Here is a 17,001-nt window from a genome sequence, read left to right on the forward strand (position 1 = left end):
CACGTGCCGGCCCGCCCCCTCCCCGGGCGGGCCGGCGGCAGTGGGGGCGGCAGCTCAACGCCGTGATCGAGATGATGGAGAACGGCGAGGACTGCCGGGAGGCGTTGATCCAGCTCGCGGCGGTCTCGAAGGCCATCGACCGGGCCGGCTTCAAGGTCATCGCCTCCGGGATGCGGCACTGTGACGCGGCGCGTGCGCGTGGTGAGACTCCCGAGATGACCGAGGCCGAACTGGAGAAGCTCTTCCTGGCGCTGGCCTGACCCGCGAACGGTGTTCCGGCCGACCCGCCTGAGTGCGTTCCCGGTGGGTAGTCCGTGCCTGAGGCAGCGCATCAGCCTGTCGTTCTTATACCCCCCGGGGTACAAGCGGACGAGGAGGTGGTGCTGATCTGCCGCTCCGGCGCGCGGGCCGGCCAGGCCGGGCGGGCGCTCGCCGCCGGCCTGCCCCACCTACGGGTCCTCGGCGGCATGCTGGCCTGGGAGAGGACCTCGGCCCCGTACGGCGGGGCGCCCCCGCTGGGACCCGGAACGGCAGGTACGCCTGGTCGCCGGGTCGGTGGTGCGGGTCAGCGTCCTCGGCTCGATGCTGGTGCCGGGGCTGAAGTGGGTCGCCGCGCTGCTCGGCACCGGGCTCATCGTCGCCGCACTCACCGACACCTGTGCGCTGGGCCGGCTGCCGTACCACCGGGGGGCCGGTGGCGACCTGGACGGCGTCGTCGCCACGCTGCGCGGTGACACCGGACGGCAGGGGCGAGCGCGGCCCTGCCGCTGACCGTCGGGCTGGCCGTGCTGGTCGGGATCAGCCTCGGCCTGCTCGGCGGCGGCTCCATCCTGGCCGTACCGCTACTGGTCTACGTCGCCGACCTGCCGCTACGGGAGGCCATCGCCACCTCGCTGCTCGTCGTCGGCGTCACCAGCCTGGTCGGGGTGCTGCCGTACGCGCGGGCACGCCGGGTCCGCTGGCGTACCGGGCTGGTGTTCGGGCTCGCCGGGATGACCGGGGCGTACGTCGGCTGGCCGGTCACCTCCCGCCGACGTTCCTGCTCACCGGCTTCGCGGTGATGATGCTGGCCGCCGCCGCTGCCATGATCCGGGGTCGACGCGCCGCCGGGGAGGCCGGGCCGCCCGGGCTGCCGCTGGCCCGGGTGCTCGCCGACGGGGCGGTGGTCGGGCTGGTCACCGGCCTCGTCGGGGCCGGCGGCGGGTTCCTCGTGGTGCCCGCGCTGGCGCTGCTGGGCGGCCTGCCGGTGCCGGTCGCGATCGGCACCTCGTTGGTGGCGATCGCGATGAAGTCCTTCGCCGGTCTCGCCGGCTACCCCTGGACCACCGACGTCCACTGGCCGCTGGCGGTCGCCGTCACCGCCGCCGCAGTGCTCGGCAGCCTGCTCGGCGGGCGGCTCACCAGCCGGGTGCCGGCCGACGTCCTGCGCCGGTCGTTCGGCTGGTTCGTCCTGGTCATGGGCGGTTTCGTGCTGGCCCGGCAACTGCCCGGCGGGGTGCGGACCGACCCGGCGCTCTGGACCGGGCTGGCCGGCCTCGCGGCCGGCGCGGCGCTCGCCTCGCTGGCTTGTGCCCGACGTGCCCCGGTCGGGGCCGGTCGGGAAGCGCCCCGCCCCGCCGACTGACCACCCGGCCGGGCCTCCGGCGCGGTCACCGAGGGCGGCGGCGCTGGCTGGCCATCTTCTCCATGCCCTGCCGGGCCTGGACGGTACGCAGCAGTTTGCTGGTCTCCTTGTGGAAGTGGCTGCACTGCTTGCCGAACTCGCCCACCGACTGGTCCTTGCTCGCCTGGAGCCGCTGTTCGGCGTACTCCAGCCAGCTGTGACCCTCCCACGGGCACGGCTCGGCGATCGGATCGGCCGAGAAGGTCAGTTGGGCGGCCAGCAGGATCGCCCGGGCCATCAGGAACATGGTGACCGGGGTGACCCGGCCGGCCAGGTGGACCTGCTGGAACACCCGGCACCCGTCGAAGAAGTGGAACGCCTTCACCGCCTTCTCGGGGTCCCGACGCAGCTCCGCCATCCGCAGGTAGACCGCACCGAGGCCGCGCAGGAGCTGCACCTCGGTGAAGTTCTCCCGGAGGAGGTCGGCGATCGTCGAGTGGGACTCGTCGGTAACCTCCCGGTCGGCCGGCAGACGCACCCGAGGTGTGGGGTGGAAGACCCGGTTGAGCTGGTCGGCGAACTCGCTGCCCTCGGCGATCCGCCACACCCCCCGGTCGGCCAGGCTGGTGACCATGGCGTCGCCGCTCCGTCGCCGGTTGAGCATCCTCGCGACACCCTCGATGTAGCCGCCGTTGCTCATGATCTCGGTGGCGACGTTCTCGACGTCGCTCCAGGCGATCTCCCGGTCCAGCTCCAGGTCCACCCGGGTCCGCAGGATCACCAACTGCTCCAGCAGCGGACCCTCCCGCTCCTCGGCGGCGAGCAGCTCGCCCGCCTCCAACAGCAGCGGGCGCGGGTCGGGATTGTTGCGCGGCCAGCCGAAGTGGGCATACCCGACGATGGCCTCGACCATGGCCAGCCCGTACCGCAACCGTCCCCGACCGTCCGACGCGGTCACGATCAGCCGCCGGTACGTCTCGATCGCCTGGCGGTACTCCCAGATGTAGCGGTGGAACTCCGCCCGGACCTCCAGCACCCCCGGATGGTCCGGCCAGCGCTGCTCGGCGGTCCGAATCAGCTCCCAGACCGCGCTGTTGTCGACGTCGTTACGCCGGTGCACCCCCTGCTCGTCCGGCAGCTTCTCGCCCACCCCCAGCCAGCGCCGGTACTGCCGCTCCAGCCCCACCTCCATCTGGAGCAGCTCGATCGAGTGGCTGAACCGGCGCAGGTGCCCGTCGAGCTTGTCCCGGCGGACCCGGTAGACCCGGCGGATGTCGACCAGATCCTCCGGCCGCAGCCTCTTTCTGCGCTCCAGGCGTTCCACGCCCTCCGGGGTGGCCGCGGCCAGCAGGTTACCCTCGCTGCTCCACCGGGCCCGGTGGCACCACAGGTCGAGTACCGCGTGGTGCCAGGTGGTGTGTTCCTGTTCGGCCAGCCAGTTCTGCACCTCCTTGATCCGGCGCAGCAGTTTCTGGTCCCTGGGCCGGGTCCGGGGGGCGTCGCCGCCGCGCGGGGACGCGTCGATCTCGGCCCGCCAGCCGCCCAGCTCCCGCTGGATGCGCAACTCCCGCAGCAGCGACCGGGCGCCCGGTCGGTCCTCGTGGGCCCGTTTCGCGCACTCCAGCGCGACCTCGGCCTCGGTCGTCGCCTCGGCGAACCTGTTGTTGCGGCGCAGGCAGTGCGCGACGAACAGGTGCACCTCCGCCTCGATCCCGGGGAACAGCGGGAACTCGCCGTCGGTCAGCACCAGGGTCATCGTCCGTCGGGCGGCCTCCAGCTGGCTGACCACGTCCGGGTCGCTCCGGTGCACGGCGTGCAGCAGCCGCCACACGTACATCCGGGTGTCGCCGGGCCAGCGGGCCGGCGAACCCCAGGCCGCCGTCAGCTCCTCGACCACCCGCCGGCCCGTCGCCGCCTGGTCGGCGTAGGTGGGCTGCTCGGCGACGAACAGCGTCGCCACCCCGCACAGCCGCATGCTCCACAGCCCCCGGTCGCTGTCCGACCCGGACAGGGCCAACCCCTCGCTGACCGCCGCCGTCGCCTCGGTCAGCGTCGCCACCCGCTCCGCCAGGGTGCGCTGCTCCCGGGCGCGGCCGCACAGCAGCCGGTGGCGCATCTGCAACACCGCGAACCGGTCCCGCAGGGTGACCGGCTCGGGCATCAGCGCGAACAGCTCGAACGCGGTGCCGAGCGTGGCCCGCGCGGCCGGCACCCGGCCCGAGGTGAGCTGGAGGTCGACGGTGTTCAGCAGCCAGGAGATGGCCACCGTGATCAGATCCGGCCGGCTGCCGCCGGCCACCCGGGCGCACTCGGCCAGCACCGGCGCGGCCCGCTCCCGGGCCGGCAGCAGGCTCGTCCCCGCCCGCAGCCGGCGGCCACCGATGAACAGCGCGGTGTCGATCGACTTCAGCAGCCGGTGCGACAGCGCGTCCCGCGCGGCCAGCCCGATCGCCTCCGCCACGGCGTCGGCGGCGGCCACGAACGCCTCGCGCACCTGCTGGCTCTGCCCGGTGGCCCGCATCGCCTGGTTGAGCCGGGCGGCACCGGCGACCACCGGGTAGCCGGTGGCCCGGACCGGCCGGTCGGCGGGGGCGTCCGCCTCGGCCGGCGGCGCGACGGCGTCGGTCGGACTGGTGACCGGCTCGTCGGTGGCCACGACGGCCGTGGCCTCCAGCAGCACCGGGCTGAACGCCGCGTCGCCGGAGTGCGCGGCGGCGAGCTTGGTCAGCGTCTTCCGCAGCCGGGGGTATCCGGCCACCATCGCCTCGTCGAGGCAGCCGATCGCCCGGTCGACGCCCTTCAGGACGTGCCGGTCGGAGTTGGCCGGATGCCGTTGCCGCTGCCGCAGCATCGCCATGATCAGGGCGAACATCGCCTCGGCCACCGGCTCGTCGAGCTGGTCGGGGGTGAGTTCGGCACCGTCGACGAGCGCCCGACCGTAGACGTTGTTGCCGCCGCTGCCGCGCAGGGTGGCGGTCAACGCGTTGTTCAGCGCGTGCCGGGTCGACCGGCCCAGGTCGTGCCAGAGGGTGCCGTCGTGCTCCTGCTGGGTGAGGATGCGCGCCTCGACCAGATGGTGGGTGGCCTGCGGGGTGAGCCCGCAGCCCATCGCTTCGAGCAGCTCGGCGGACAGCCACAGCCCGTCGGTGATCGCCCAGGCGGTCAGCACGGCCAGCGCGCCGGGCCGGCCCCGCTTGCCGTCGGTGCCGGTCCACAGCGCGAAGCAGTCGACGTCGCGCAGCCCGGCGCCGACCGTGGCGGCGGAGCGGCGCAGCAGCGCGTCGACGAGGTGTTCGACGCCGGGCTGCTCGATCCGCTTGTTGAGCACGTCGTTGGCGAGTTCGTCGACCCCGTTGTGCAGCACCCCGGGCAGCCGGACCAGCTTGTCGTCCAGCTCCGTCCAGAGCCTGCCCTCGGCGAGCCCGGTGATGGTCAGGCCGCCGCCGTACAGCGGGTCGGCGAGCACCTGGTCGACCAGCGCGGTGGCCTCGTCCTCGCTGAGTTCCCGCAGCTGGATCACCGGCAGGTAGCGCAGCTTGATGTCGCCGCTGACCTGGACCTCCGCCCGGGTGGCGATGATGACCAGCGCCCGGTCGAACACCGACAGCTTCAGCAGCCGGTCCAGCTGCGCCCGGACCGCCTCCGGCCGGGTGCCCAACCGGGACCCCTCGACGAACAGGATCAGCCGGCGGCGGTGCAGCTGCCGCTGCAACTCCTCGGCCAGGGTCATCCGGACCGCGTCGGCGTAGTCCATGCCGTAGTCGGTGACGTCGTCGATGGTGACGTCGAGTTCCCGGGCGAGCACCCCGAGCACCGGCTCCGGCGCGCTGCTGTTGGGGATGTCCAGCCGCAGCAGCGCCACCTCGTCGAGCTGCCCGGCCTCCTCCGCGAAGCGGGCCAGCACCTCGTCGACGAAGTACCGCTTGCCGGCGTGCCGGGGCCCGACGACCGGCAGCACCGCCCCCTGCGGCACGCGCAGGCTGGCCCCGCCCCGGGCCAGTTCCGGCACCCGCCCGGCGAACGGCACCTGCCGGGCCGGCCAGGCGCTCTCGAAGCCGGCCCGTTCACCCTGGTCGGCGGGGGAGCCCAGCGGTCGGTGGGGAAACGGCACCGCACGCCGCTGCGGCCGACGCCACGCCGGGTTGTGCACCCAGCCCCGGTCGAACTCGACCGGGCTGCGGGCCGGCGCGGGATAGCCCGCATCACCTAGGCGTTCCCCGGCCTCCCGCAGCACCTCCGCCGGGCTCAGCCACTCGGGCGCGTCCTTCCGGCCGTGCTTGAGGGCCCCCAGCAGGGCCCAGGTGAACGGGGTGTGCAGATCGTCCGGGCCGGCGTCGAGCGCCGGTCCGCTGCGGACGGCCGCCATCAGCTGCCAGCCACGGTCCTCGTCGAGGTGCAGCGCCTCCGACGGCAGGTCCAGGCTGGCGTTTCCCGCGTGGCAGCAGTCGAGAATCAGCAGGCACCGCTGGGCGTCCGTGCCCCTGGCCGCCGCCACGAACCTGTCCACCGGGAACTCTTTGCCGGAGGTGTCCGCAGCCTCGTGGGGAAGGAGCCGTAGCGACCGACCCACCAGGACGGCGTGACCGGCGAAGTAGACCACCAGCACGCCGTCGCGGCCGACGAGTCGGGCCGCGTCCTCGACGTAGCCGGCCAGGTCGTCGGCCGTGGGGTCGGACACCACGGCGATCCGCCGCTTCGGCAGCCCCCAGGTGGCAGGGGCGGCGAACGCCTCGGTCAGGGCCGTGAGGTTGTCCTTGACGGCGGGAACGGCCAGCCCCAGATGGGGGTAGGAGCTGACCCCCAGCAGGACGGCACGGGACTGGGCCGGATCGAACCGTGGTTGGTGCGCAGCGGTCACCGCAGACCCTGTTGGAGCACCGCGATGACGTCCTCGGCCGTGCCGCTGGCCTCGATCTTCACCTCCCGGGTGCCGTCCGGGCTGTCGGTGAGGGTGACCGTGACGGTGGTGTCGCCACCCCGGCGGGCGCCGCGCCGGGCCTGGAACCAGTCGTACACCGCCTGGATCACCACGGGCAGCAGGACGTCCTGGCCGATGAACTCCAGCACCTCGGCGGCCCCGAGGGTGCCCGGTTCGGGTGCGCGGTGGATCAGCCGGACCCGGGCGTCACGCAGCTCCGGGTCGGCCACCAGATCGTCGCGAAGGTCGTGCACCGGCGACTCGTCGGAGTCCGAGACCGAGAAGATCAGACGCATGCCGCCATCATGGCCCATGCCGTCACGCGCTGTCAGCCGCCGGACGACGTCCTGTCGTCCTGTCGACACAGTCCCGCCGACCGTCCATCTCGGACCACCGCCACGGCCGAGTCCGGTGGGAATTGCGCGGTGGGCAGACGGTCCGATGTGGTCGACGCCGGCCCCGGGCGGGCGGGACGGCGGGGGCGTGGACAGCGCGCCGACTCAGGAACCGGCGGGCCCGGTGTCCCCGGCGGGCGGGAACGCCAGCGCCACGGTCAGGTCGAGCACCGTGCCGGGCTCGTGCAGCCGGTCGCCGTACAACTCGCGCAGCCGACCCATCCGGTAGCGGACCGTCTGCGGATGCACGAAGAGGTCGGCGGCGACGTCGTCGCGGCGGCCCTGGTGCAGCAGCCAGGAGCGCATCGTCTCGGCCAACCGCGCGGCGGTGGCCGGCGAGAGTCCGGCCAGTGGTGCGAGCACCTGGGCGCGCAGGTCGGCCAGCGCCTCCGGGTCGGTGTGCAGCACCAGCCGGGCGAGGTGCTGCTCGGTGTCCAGCGCGGTGCCGTCCGGTGGTTGCGGCACGCCGAGGACGAGCGCCTTCAACACCCGCTGGTACGACCGGCCCACCGCGACCCAGGGGCGGTCCGGCCCGAGCACCGCGCGGTGCCCGTGCAGCACGGTGCTCAGCCGCCGACGTCGGCTCCCGTGCATGTCCGGCACGAGCAGCAGCGCCGCCTCCTCGGTCCACTGCGCCCCGGGCAGCTCCTCGCCGCTCTCCAAGGTCTGCGGGGGGAGTACGGCGAGCACGGCGCGCAGGCTGCTGCGCGGCAGCACCACCACGGTCAGGGTCTGCGGCGGCGACCACTCGGCCCGTTCGGCGCTGCGCCGCAGCACCTCCTCCGGCTCTCCGGCGAGCAGGTGCTGGGTGAGCCGGTCCAGGTCGCGCCGCCGGGCCCGGCCGACGTTGGCCAGTTCGTCGGAGTGGCCGGCGACGCTGGCGGCGGAGAGTTCGTCGATGTAGGCGAACATCAGCTCGGCGAACTCGGCGACCGTCTCGGCGGACAGCCCGCTGCGCACGGTGGTGGTGGACACCTCCCGCCAGGCCACCCGGGCCCCCACCCGGTACGCGGCCAGCAGCGCGTCCATGCTCCGGCCGGCCCGTGCCTCCCCGGCGCCCAGCGCGTACGCGGCCTCCAGCCCCCGGCTCAGCGGGGTGTTCGGGTCGGCCACCCCCGACCGCTCGATGAGCTGGAGGAAGGTGCCCAACGCGATCCGTACCGCGTTCTCGATCTTCTCGCGCATCTGGCCGGTGAGGGTGCCGGAGTAGGCGGGCACCTCGGCGGTGATGGTGGTGACGGTGTGCGCGGCCACCAGCGGCAGTCGGCCGCGTAACCGCTCGGCCACCTGGGTGTCGAGTTCCAGTCGGCCGCCGAGGTGACCAGCTGCCCCTGATTCCGACATGTTGTTCCCTCCGCACAAGTTACCGGGTCCGATTCACCTTCCTGGGTCAAGATGTTATGCGGAGAAGCGAGCACGCTGGGAGTCATGACCACCACCGTCCCGCGTCCTGCGGCGAAGACGTCCGTCCGGGACCGGCTCCTGCGGCTGGTCGAGACGGTCACCACCCCGCTGCTGCCGGAGGACTACCTCGACCTGGTCGCGCCGTTGCGTGCCGGGGCCGCCCTGCGCGGGCGGATCGTCGCCGTCGACCCGGAGACCCGGGACGCGGCCACCCTGACCATCCAACCCGGCCGCGCCTGGCGCGGCCACCGCCCCGGTCAGTACGTCCGCCTCGGCGTCGACGTCGACGGGGTACGGCAGTGGCGGGCCTACTCGGTGACCTCCGCCCCCGGTCGTCCCGACGGTCGGATCAGCGTCACCGTCAAGGCCATCCCGGACGGCCGGGTCAGCAACCACCTGGTCCACCGGACCCGGGTGGGCACCATCGTCCAGCTCGATCAGGCGCTCGGTGACTTCGTCCTGCCCGATCCGGTCCCGGCCCGGGTGCTGTTCCTCACCGCCGGCAGCGGCATCACCCCGGTGATGGGCATGTTGCGCTCCGGCGCGGCCACCCGGGCCGACGTGGTGGTGGTGCACTCCGCGCCGACCCCGGACGACGTGGTGTTCGGCGCGCAGTTGCGCGCGCTGGCCGCGCAGGGCGACATCCGGCTGGTCGAGCGGCACACCGACCGGCACGGCCTGCTCGGCATCGACGAGCTGGCCGACCTGGTGCCCGACCATCTCGACCGGCAGACCTGGGCGTGCGGCCCGGTCGGCATGCTCGACGCGGTGCAGGAGCACTGGGCGGCGGCCGGCGTCGCCGACCGGCTGCACACCGAGCGGTTCCGGCCGACGGTCATCGCCCCCGGTGAGGGCGGCACCGTCACCTTCACCCGGGCCGGTCTCACCCTCGCCGCCGACGGCGGCACCCCCATCCTCGACGCCGGTGAGGCCGCCGGGGCGCTGATGCCGTCCGGCTGCCGGATGGGTATCTGCTACGGCTGCGTCCTGCCGCTGCGCCAGGGCGCGGTGCGGGACCTGCGCGACGGGACCCTCACCACCGCGCTCCCCGGCGACGGTGTGCTCATCCAGACCTGCGTGTCGGCGGCGGCCGGTACCTGCGACATCGATCTCTGACCAGGAGGCCGGACGTGACCGTCATCCAGCACAAGCCCGTCAACCCGATCGCCCACCTGAGCGCCGAGGACATCGAGATCCTCGGAAAGGAGCTCGACGCCATCCGGGACCGGGTGCTCGCCGAGCGTGGCGAGAGCGACGCGGCCTACATCCGCAAGGTGATCAAGACCCAGCGGACGCTGGAGATGAGCAGCCGTGCGGTGCTGCTCTTCTCGCTCTTCCCGCCGGCCTGGGTGGTCGGCACCGCCGGCCTGGCGGTGGCCAAGATCCTGGAGAACATGGAGATCGGCCACAACATCCTGCACGGCCAGTACGACTTCATGCGCGACCCGAAGATCCACTCCACCACCTGGGAGTGGGACCACGTCTCGCCGGCCGAGCAGTGGAAGCACTCGCACAACCAGCTGCACCACACGTACACCAACGTGCTGGGCAAGGACAACGACCTCGGGTACGGCATCATGCGGGTCGACGAGGACCAGAAGTGGTACCCGCTGCACCTCGGCCAGCCGCTCTGGAACTTCGTCAACGCCTGCTTCTTCGAGTACGGCATCGCCGCGTACGACCTGGAGCTGGGCCGCAATCTGCGCAAGGGCCGGCACAAGACCCCCGAGTTCCGGGCCCGGCTGCGCGGGGTCGGCCGCAAGATCCGCCGCCAGGTGCTCAAGGACTACGTCATCCACCCGCTGCTGTCCGGCCCGTCCTTCCTCAGCACCCTGGCCGCCACCTTCACCGCGAACCTGATCCGCAACCTGTGGAGCCACTCGGTGATCATGTGCGGGCACTTCCCCAACGGGGTGGAGACGTTCTCCAAGACGTCGATCGAGGGGGAGACCCGGGGCGAGTGGTACCTGCGGCAGATGCTCGGCTCGGCCAACATCAGCGGCAGCCGGCTGATGCACATCATGACCGGCAACCTGTCCTTCCAGATCGAGCACCACCTCTTCCCCGACCTGCCCAGCAAGCGCTACCAGGAAATCGCCCCGCAGGTGCGGGCGCTGTTCGACAGGTACGGGCTGTCCTACACCACCGGCCCGCTGCCCAAGCAGGTCGCCTCCGCCTGGTGGAAGGTCATCCGGCTCTCCCTGCCCAACCGGGCGACCCGCCCGGCCACCGACGAGCGCCCGGCCCGCGTGCTCGCCACCTCGGGGGTCTGACCCGACGCCGACGCCGGCCGGTCAGCAGCCGGTCCAGCGCACCGGGCTGCTGAACGGTCCGCCGGCGATCCAGCCGACCACCGTGCCGTCGTCCGCGATCGACGCCCCCCGGAGGCTGCCGACACTTCCACCCCGTCCCGGCAGCGGCGTGACCTGGTCGCCGTGCCCCACTGCCGCGTTGCCGAGCACCACGCCGCTGGTCGTCACGCCATTTATCTGCCAGCCCACCGCCGGGTGGACGGGCGTCGCCGTCCCGGTGCGCAGGTCCCACCGGTGCGGGGTCCCGTCGCCCTCGTCGGGGGTGTCGTCCGCCCCGCCGGCCGCCCAGTTGCCCCGGGCTGCGGTCGCCCAGGAACGCGGCTTGCCGGGCACGGTGAGCCAGCGGATCCCTCCGTCCGGGCGGCGTACCCAGCCGGCGTAGTCCGGTGGGCCGCCCGGCGCGACGGAGGTGCCGACGACACTGCCGTCGTCCAGGACCGCGTCGGCGCCCCCGTTGGCCGGGGGGTCGATCGTCTCGACAGTGCCCGGTCGGTCCGCCGGCCACCGCAACGGGAGCACACTCTCGGTCGCCTCCACCGCGCCGTCCCCCACGATGTCGCCGCGTGCGTTGATCGCGGCGGTCCAGACGTTCGAGACCGTTCCCGGAACGGGCAGCACCGTGAACTGGCCGTCCTGGTAACGCCAGGGGCGGTACGTCCCGTCGACGAACCCGTTGCCGACCACGACACCGGCCGTGTTGACGCCGGTGACCTCCTGGGCCAGCGGGGTGGGTAGGGCGGTGACCCGGCTGCCGTGCCAGAGCAGCAGCATCGGCTCCCGCACCCCGTCGGTGGTCCGGATGCCGGTGCCCGCGATGAACCGGTTGGCCGGGTCCACCGCCTCGGCCTTGCCCTCCGTCACCTCGGCCGGCAGCGGCAGCGGATGCAGCGCGCAGAGTCGGACGCTGTCCCCGCGTGGCCCGGCAACCGCCACACCGGGCAGGCCCAGCGCGGCGGTGAGCAGCCCGACGGCGGCCCCGGCGAGCGTTCGGTGGTGGATCATGGTGGCTCCGATCGAAAAGGTGTGCCGCGCATTCCGCACCGGAGCATGCCATCGGGCAGGGCTGATGGCGTTCGGTCGGGTACGGTCCGCGGGTCGGGCCTCTCGCTTGGTGGGTGTGGCCGCTCCGGCGAACCGGGCGACGGTGACGACTGGCTGACGGTCGGGACGCGGACCGGGTTGCACGGTGTCCGATACCTGACCGAACAGTCGACGAGCGGCCCGCGCCGGGTGCCGCCGGACCGTCGGCCGGTGGGGAATCACGCGGGAGTCGCACCGGAGAGGAAGAGATGGCCTACGTTTTCCTGCTGGTCGCGATCAGCGCGGAGGTGGCCGGCACCAGCCTGCTCAAGGCGACGCAGGGGTTCACCCGGCTCTGGCCCACGGTCGGGCTGGCCGTCGCCTACCTGCTGGCCTTCGGCATGCTCGCGCTGGCCGTCCGGGACATTCCGGTCGGGGTGGCGTACGCCATGTGGTCCGGGCTCGGCACCGCCGCGATCGTCGCGGTCGGCGCGGCCTTCCTCGGCGAACCGTTGAGCGTGTCGAAGGTGGTCGGGGTGGGCCTGATCATCGGGGGAGTGGTGGTGCTCAACCTCGGCGGGGCGCACTGAGCCGGCCGCCCCCGCCGGGGGCGGCCGGCTCCGGCGCGCGTCGGCTGGCTAGCGTCGGCCCGCGGAGTGCCGGTGCACCGACTGCCGTCCCCGCAGGAACGCCAGCACGATCACCACCAGCAGTGCGACGAGACCGATGATGGCCAGCCAGCGGACCGCCTCCAGCAACAGCCCGAGCAGGATGAGCGCGCCGCCGACGACACCGACGACGAAGAGCATGGCCCGCATGTCGACCTCCTCTGACAGCACTGACCGGGCAGCCTTCCCGATTCCTGCCGCCGTACGCCTCGACCGGCGGCGCGTCGCAGGTGGCCGTGCTCCGGGGGTGCCCACCCTCCCGCCGTGGCCGGTGACGGACCGGTCGGCCGGTGCCCCGGTCGGACCGACGTGGGACGGTGCCGGGCGGGTCGTGCGGTCAGCGTCGGGCGACGTAGACGGTGTTGGCGGACTGCCCGCCGGTCAGCGGGTTGGCGAACGGGACGACGTGCGCCTGCCAGGTCGGGAACACCTCGGCGAGGACTCCGCCGAACGCGTCGTCCGGCGGGTCGTCCGACCAGAGCGCGAACACCCCGTCGGGCAGCAGCAGGTCGGCCAGCCGGCGCAGGCCCTCGGTGGTGTAGAAGGCGGCGTGGCTGGGGTGCAGCACGTTGCGGGGGGAGTGGTCGACGTCGAGCAGCACCGCGTGGAAGCGGCGGCCCGGCCGGTCCGGGTCGAAGCCGCTGCCGTCGGCGACGGCGGCGAAGAAGTCCGCCCGGACGAACCGGGTCCGCGGGTCCGGGGCGAGGCCGGCGGCGAAGGGGAGCAGTTGGCGGCGGTGCCAGTCGATGACGTCCTCGATCGTCTCCACCACCAGCACCGAGCGCACCCGGGTGTCCTCCAGGGCGGTACGGGCGGTGTAGCCGAGGCCGAGACCGCCGACCACCACGTCGAGCGGCTCGTCACCCAGCGGGGCCAGGCCCAGCCGGGCCAGTTCGATCTCGGCGACCGGGAAGAGGCTGGACATCAGGTACTCGTCGTCGAGCTTCACCTCGTACACGTCGACGTCGAGGGCGGGGTCCCGTCGCCGGCGCAGACTGATGGCGCCGATCGGGGTCTCCCGCCAGGCCAGTTCCTCGAATCGCACGCCCACCTGGCCACCCTTCCACCGTCGTCGTGCCGGGATGGTACCGGGGCGACCGGTTCGGATCGGTATCGGCCCGCGCGCCCACACCGTCGGGACCGGAGCCGTCCCCGGCCGGCGCACCGTGGTGGACTCCGCGGACGCCACCGGGCCGCGACGGAGGGTCAACAGGACATCGACGCAGCGCATATCCTGTCCGCCGAAGACTCGCGGAAGGGACGCCATGCCGTCGCGGCAGGACCAGCTCCACTCCTACCAGTTCACCGTGCAACGGGCCGTTGCCGCCCTGGTCATGCGGGAGACCGACCCGGCGCGTTCGCCGTTTCGTCGGCTGGCCGGGGCCGGGTTGGCCAGTGTCCTGGTCGCGGCGATCGGGCTGGGTGGCTTCGCCCTCTACGGCCTGTTCGCCGGTGGCGGGTCCAAGTGGCGCGATGCCGGTGCGGTGATCGTGGAGAAGGAGTCCGGGGCCCGGTTCGTCTACCGCGACGGCCGGTTGCACCCGGTGCTCAACTATGCCTCCGCGCTGCTGATCGTCGGGGCGGACCGGTCGCACACCGTGCTGGTGTCGCGCCGGTCCATCGAGGGGGTGCCGCGTGGACTGCCGCTGGGCATCGCCGACGCGCCGGACTCGCTGCCGGCCTCCGGTCGGCTCTCCACCGCCCCGTGGACGGTCTGTTCGCTGGAGCCGGCCGAGGCCGTGCGGGCCACCCCGCGTTCGGCGCTGCTGATCGGACGGGAGGCGACCGGCGGGCGGCGACTCACCGAGGAGGCGGTCCTGGTCCGGCACCCGGACGGCACCCTGCACCTGATCTGGCACCAGCGCCGGCACCTGCTGCGGGACGCCGCCCGCGTGCTCGCGGCGCTGGCCGCCACCCGGGAACGCGCGGTCCCTGCCGCCCCGGCGTTGCTCAACGCCCTGCCGGCGGGTGTCGACCTGGCCCCGCCCGCGCTGGCCGGTCTCGGCGAGCCCTCCGCCGAGGTCGCCGGTGCCGCGGTCGGTGATGTCTACCTGGTGCGCAACTCCGGCGGTGGCCGGCAGTACGCGGTCGCCGAGCGGGACGGCCTGGCCGGCATCACCGAACTCCAGGCGGCCCTGCTGATGGCCCGTACCGGTCAGGGCGAGCCGGCACCGATCACCCTGGGCCGGTTCGCCGCGCTACCCAAACTGCCCGATCTGGTGCCGGCCGGCCCGACCGCGCCGCCGCCGGCCCCACCGCGCCTGGCCGGCGTCGACGGCGGCGCGCTCTGTGCCCGGGTCGGGGCCGACGGCACGGTCCGCGACGTCCGGATCGGCACGACCGTGCCGGATCTCTCGGCCGCCGCCCGCACCCCCGACGGCTCGGGCGGGGTGCGCGTGGACCAGGTGCTGGTCGAGCCGGGGCGGGGCGCGGTGGTCGAGTCGGTGGCCGCGCCGGGCGCCGACGGCGGCGCGGTCTCCGTGGTCACCGACCTGGGCCGCCGATACGTGCTCGCCGACGCTGAGGTGCTCGGCATGCTCGGTTACCAGGGGGTGACCCCGGTGCGGCTCCCCGCCGGCCTGGTCAGCCTGGTCCCCGCCGGCAGCCCTCTCGACCCGGCCGCCGCCCGGGCGGTCGCCGCCCCGTCCTGACCGATACCGCCCATCCCGGGCGGTTCAGTCGGCCGGGCGGCGCAGCAGGCTGACCGCGAAGTCGGCCTCGTCCCGCCAGGGGCGCAGGTCCCAGGTGGCGAAGCGCTGGTCGAGGCGGAGGCCGGCGGTGGCCACGTCGGCGTCGAAGTGGTCGAGCCGGTAGCCCCGGTCGAGACCGAAACCGACCAGCACCACCCCGTCGGGGCGCAGGTGGGCGACGATCCGGGCCAGCACGGTCGGTTCGGTGCCGGCGGCGACGAAGGCCATCACGTTGCCGGCGACCACGGCGGCGTCGAAGGGCTCGCCCTCGCCGGCCCCGGCGAGATCCAGCTCGACGAGGTCGGCGACCAGCCAGCGGGGCCCGGGGTGGTCGGCACGGGCCGCCTCGATCAGGGCGGGATCGGCATCGACCCCGACCATCCGGTGCCCCCGCGCGGCGAGCGCGGCGCCGACCCGACCGGTGCCGCAGCCGGCGTCCAGGATCCGCGAGCCGGGGGCCACCACGGCGTCGACCAGGCGGGCCTCACCGGCCAGGTCGGCACCCTCGGCGGCGAGCCGCCGGAACCGGTCGATGTACCACTGCGAGTGTTCGGGGCCGGTCTCGGTCGCCCACCGGGTCGGGTTGGTCATGTCGCCACGGTAACCGGCCGGCCGGGTGTCACACGGCGCGCACGGCACCCCGGGTGCCGGCGCACGGCACCCCGGACCGGCCTGCGGCGGGGCGGGGGTCCGGGGCGGTGCCGGCACCGACCGGCCCGAGGCTGGGGCGACCGGTTCGCGACGGGGCTCAGGGCAGTTGGGCGACGGTGACGAACTCGTTGTAGGTGAAGACCTTGCCCATCGACCGGGGGAACGGGAAGGAGTACTGCTTGACCACCGTCATGCCGAGATCCCGGGCGGCCTGTGCCGCCTCGTCGAAACCGACGAACCGGACATGAGTCGCGTCGCTGGCGTACCCCCGCTCCTGGGGGGTGATGAAGACCGCGGTGCCGCCGGACCGCAGGAACGGAAGGTAGCCGGAGATGATCTCCAGCGCCGCCTCGGCGGGCAGGTGCTCCAGCAGGTGGGCGGCGAGCAGCGCGTCGAACGCGCCGGGCCGGGCGTGCGGAGACTGGTGGAACTCCTCGATCGTGTACGCCTCCAGGCCGGCGGCCCGGGCGTGCGCCACCGAGGTCGGGTTGTGGTCCACCCCGACCGCGCCCTCACCCAGGTTGGCCAGGTTGCGGCCGAGGCCGCAACCGACGTCGAGGGTACGGCCCAACTCGAGCCGCTGGAGGTTCCACCGGTAGGGCGCCTGCACGTCGAGTACCTGCTTCCAGCGCGCGCCACCGAGGCGCTGCAACCGCTGGGTGTAGTCCTCGCCCTCGGTGCCCGCCGCGGTGTCCTGCTCTGCTCGACTCATCGCCGGCCTCTCTGCCGTCGCGGAAACGTCGCCACCCGGCGCGCGTGCGGGGCACGCCGCCGGCTGTCGGGTGCCCGCACGGGTGCGGGCACCCGACAGATGCTACGGACCTGGACGGCCCTCGTCAGCCCCCGTGAGCGGCGGGTTGACACCGGGTCGAGCCAGGTGACGCTGGGTGTCGCGCGGGTTGACCCTGGGTGTCGGCCGGCGCGCCCTCCGGCCCGGTCCGGCCGGCGACGCCCGGCGGGGCCGCCGGGCGTCGTCCCTGCGCGGGTGGGTGCCGGGTGGTCGGGGTGCTGCCGGCGTGTTCGCGGCTGCCGGGTGTCGGGCGATGCCGGCGGGGGTCGGGTCACCGGTCCGGCCGGTCGGTGCCTGCACCCAGGGTCGCGCCGGGGGAGGCGTCGCCCGGGGTGGGGGCGCGGGGCCGGGCCGGGTGGGCCGCCGGTCCCGGGGTCGGGCCGGCGACCCTAGGATGGTGGAGGCGAACGGCTGCGGTAACCCACCTGACCTGCCGTTAAGGTGCCGTCCATGGTGGAAAATCGCCGGTCTGCAGGGGCTTTCGCCGCAAAATTACTTGCCGGTAGGCGCTTAGGATGAAACTCCTTTTCGCGCTAGGGGGATGATCGGC

The 17,001-nt window shown here is 73.7% G+C and carries 13 protein-coding genes and 2 pseudogenes; 7 read left to right on the forward strand and 8 right to left on the reverse strand.

Annotation, left to right across the window (positions count from 1 at the left end; translation table 11 throughout):
- The first annotated feature begins 62 nt into the window (after nt 1-62).
- From ACQP1S_RS13420 to ACQP1S_RS13430, 3 genes and pseudogenes are all read left to right on the forward strand, one after another.
- Complete coding sequence (locus ACQP1S_RS13420; RefSeq protein ID WP_432906746.1) at nt 63-260, forward strand: metal-sensitive transcriptional regulator; 198 nt, start codon at nt 63-65, stop codon at nt 258-260.
- 108 nt (nt 261-368) lie between these two features.
- Nucleotides 369-771: pseudogene (locus ACQP1S_RS13425) on the forward strand (rhodanese-like domain-containing protein); the annotation flags it as partial.
- Nucleotides 762-1,624 (forward strand): annotated as a pseudogene (locus tag ACQP1S_RS13430) (sulfite exporter TauE/SafE family protein). The pseudogenes ACQP1S_RS13425 and ACQP1S_RS13430, both read left to right, overlap by 10 nt.
- 25 nt (nt 1,625-1,649) lie before the next feature.
- Here ACQP1S_RS13430 and ACQP1S_RS13435 read toward each other — a convergent pair.
- From ACQP1S_RS13435 to ACQP1S_RS13445, 3 genes are all read right to left on the reverse strand, one after another.
- Nucleotides 1,650-6,461 carry a hypothetical protein gene (locus ACQP1S_RS13435; protein WP_432906748.1) on the reverse strand — a complete coding sequence of 1,604 codons (4,812 nt, stop codon included), beginning with the start codon at nt 6,459-6,461 and terminating at the stop codon, nt 1,650-1,652.
- Complete coding sequence (locus tag ACQP1S_RS13440) at nt 6,458-6,817, reverse strand: effector-associated constant component EACC1 (protein ID WP_091239083.1); 360 nt, start codon at nt 6,815-6,817, stop codon at nt 6,458-6,460. Before ACQP1S_RS13440 ends, ACQP1S_RS13435 begins: the two co-directional genes overlap by 4 nt.
- Nucleotides 6,818-7,021: 204 nt before the next feature.
- Nucleotides 7,022-8,260 carry a PucR family transcriptional regulator gene (locus tag ACQP1S_RS13445; RefSeq protein WP_432906749.1) on the reverse strand — a complete coding sequence of 413 codons (1,239 nt, stop codon included), beginning with the start codon at nt 8,258-8,260 and terminating at the stop codon, nt 7,022-7,024.
- A gap of 84 nt (nt 8,261-8,344) precedes the next feature.
- On the opposite strand from ACQP1S_RS13445, the gene ACQP1S_RS13450 reads away from it, so the two are divergent.
- Together ACQP1S_RS13450 and ACQP1S_RS13455 are read left to right on the forward strand one after the other, a co-directional pair.
- The gene (locus tag ACQP1S_RS13450; protein ID WP_432906751.1) at nt 8,345-9,436 is read left to right on the forward strand and encodes a ferredoxin reductase; all 1,092 of its coding nucleotides are present in this window, start codon (nt 8,345-8,347) and stop codon (nt 9,434-9,436) included.
- Nucleotides 9,437-9,450: 14 nt separating this feature from the next.
- A complete protein-coding gene (locus ACQP1S_RS13455; protein ID WP_432906752.1) occupies nt 9,451-10,593 on the forward strand; it encodes a fatty acid desaturase family protein in 1,143 nt (380 codons plus the stop codon).
- Nucleotides 10,594-10,614: 21 nt separating this feature from the next.
- On the opposite strand, the gene ACQP1S_RS13460 is transcribed toward ACQP1S_RS13455, so the two are convergent.
- Nucleotides 10,615-11,634, reverse strand: a complete 1,020-nt coding sequence (locus ACQP1S_RS13460; protein WP_432906754.1) for a hypothetical protein — start codon at nt 11,632-11,634, stop codon at nt 10,615-10,617.
- Between the two features lie 287 nt (nt 11,635-11,921).
- On the opposite strand from ACQP1S_RS13460, the gene ACQP1S_RS13465 reads away from it, so the two are divergent.
- Nucleotides 11,922-12,242, forward strand: coding sequence for a DMT family transporter (locus ACQP1S_RS13465; protein ID WP_432906756.1), 321 nt, complete (start codon nt 11,922-11,924; stop codon nt 12,240-12,242).
- A 48-nt stretch (nt 12,243-12,290) separates the two neighbouring features.
- Here ACQP1S_RS13465 and ACQP1S_RS13470 read toward each other — a convergent pair whose 3' ends face one another.
- On the reverse strand, nt 12,291-12,470 hold the full coding sequence (locus ACQP1S_RS13470; protein WP_091239102.1) for a hypothetical protein: 180 nt from the start codon (nt 12,468-12,470) through the stop codon (nt 12,291-12,293).
- Nucleotides 12,471-12,657: 187 nt separating this feature from the next.
- A complete protein-coding gene (locus ACQP1S_RS13475; protein ID WP_091239106.1) occupies nt 12,658-13,371 on the reverse strand; it encodes a spermidine synthase in 714 nt (237 codons plus the stop codon).
- 214 nt (nt 13,372-13,585) lie between these two features.
- Between ACQP1S_RS13475 and eccB the strand changes: the two genes are divergently transcribed.
- The gene (gene eccB / locus ACQP1S_RS13480; protein WP_091239110.1) at nt 13,586-14,971 is read left to right on the forward strand and encodes a type VII secretion protein EccB; all 1,386 of its coding nucleotides are present in this window, start codon (nt 13,586-13,588) and stop codon (nt 14,969-14,971) included.
- Between the two features lie 24 nt (nt 14,972-14,995).
- Here eccB and ACQP1S_RS13485 read toward each other — a convergent pair whose 3' ends face one another.
- Together ACQP1S_RS13485 and ACQP1S_RS13490 are read right to left on the reverse strand one after the other, a co-directional pair.
- On the reverse strand, nt 14,996-15,601 hold the full coding sequence (locus ACQP1S_RS13485) for a class I SAM-dependent methyltransferase (protein WP_432906758.1): 606 nt from the start codon (nt 15,599-15,601) through the stop codon (nt 14,996-14,998).
- 157 nt (nt 15,602-15,758) lie between these two features.
- Nucleotides 15,759-16,373, reverse strand: coding sequence for a methyltransferase domain-containing protein (locus ACQP1S_RS13490; protein ID WP_432906760.1), 615 nt, complete (start codon nt 16,371-16,373; stop codon nt 15,759-15,761).
- Nucleotides 16,374-17,001 lie beyond the last annotated feature (628 nt).

The sequence above is a fragment of the Micromonospora matsumotoense genome (assembly GCF_050951065.1).
Lineage (GTDB): Bacteria > Actinomycetota > Actinomycetes > Mycobacteriales > Micromonosporaceae > Micromonospora > Micromonospora matsumotoensis.

Excerpts from the sequence above, each read along its gene's own strand:
- ACQP1S_RS13460 (WP_432906754.1), bottom strand. The coding sequence starts at position 11,634 with ATGATCCACCACCGAACGCTCGCCGGGGCCGCCGTCGGGCTGCTCACC.
- ACQP1S_RS13485 (WP_432906758.1), bottom strand. The coding sequence starts at position 15,601 with ATGACCAACCCGACCCGGTGGGCGACCGAGACCGGCCCCGAACACTCG.
- ACQP1S_RS13445 (WP_432906749.1), bottom strand. The coding sequence starts at position 8,260 with ATGTCGGAATCAGGGGCAGCTGGTCACCTCGGCGGCCGACTGGAACTC.
- ACQP1S_RS13450 (WP_432906751.1), top strand. The coding sequence starts at position 8,345 with ATGACCACCACCGTCCCGCGTCCTGCGGCGAAGACGTCCGTCCGGGAC.
- ACQP1S_RS13470 (WP_091239102.1), bottom strand. The coding sequence starts at position 12,470 with ATGCGGGCCATGCTCTTCGTCGTCGGTGTCGTCGGCGGCGCGCTCATC.
- ACQP1S_RS13465 (WP_432906756.1), top strand. The coding sequence starts at position 11,922 with ATGGCCTACGTTTTCCTGCTGGTCGCGATCAGCGCGGAGGTGGCCGGC.
- ACQP1S_RS13440 (WP_091239083.1), bottom strand. The coding sequence starts at position 6,817 with ATGCGTCTGATCTTCTCGGTCTCGGACTCCGACGAGTCGCCGGTGCAC.
- eccB (WP_091239110.1), top strand. The coding sequence starts at position 13,586 with ATGCCGTCGCGGCAGGACCAGCTCCACTCCTACCAGTTCACCGTGCAA.
- ACQP1S_RS13490 (WP_432906760.1), bottom strand. The coding sequence starts at position 16,373 with ATGAGTCGAGCAGAGCAGGACACCGCGGCGGGCACCGAGGGCGAGGAC.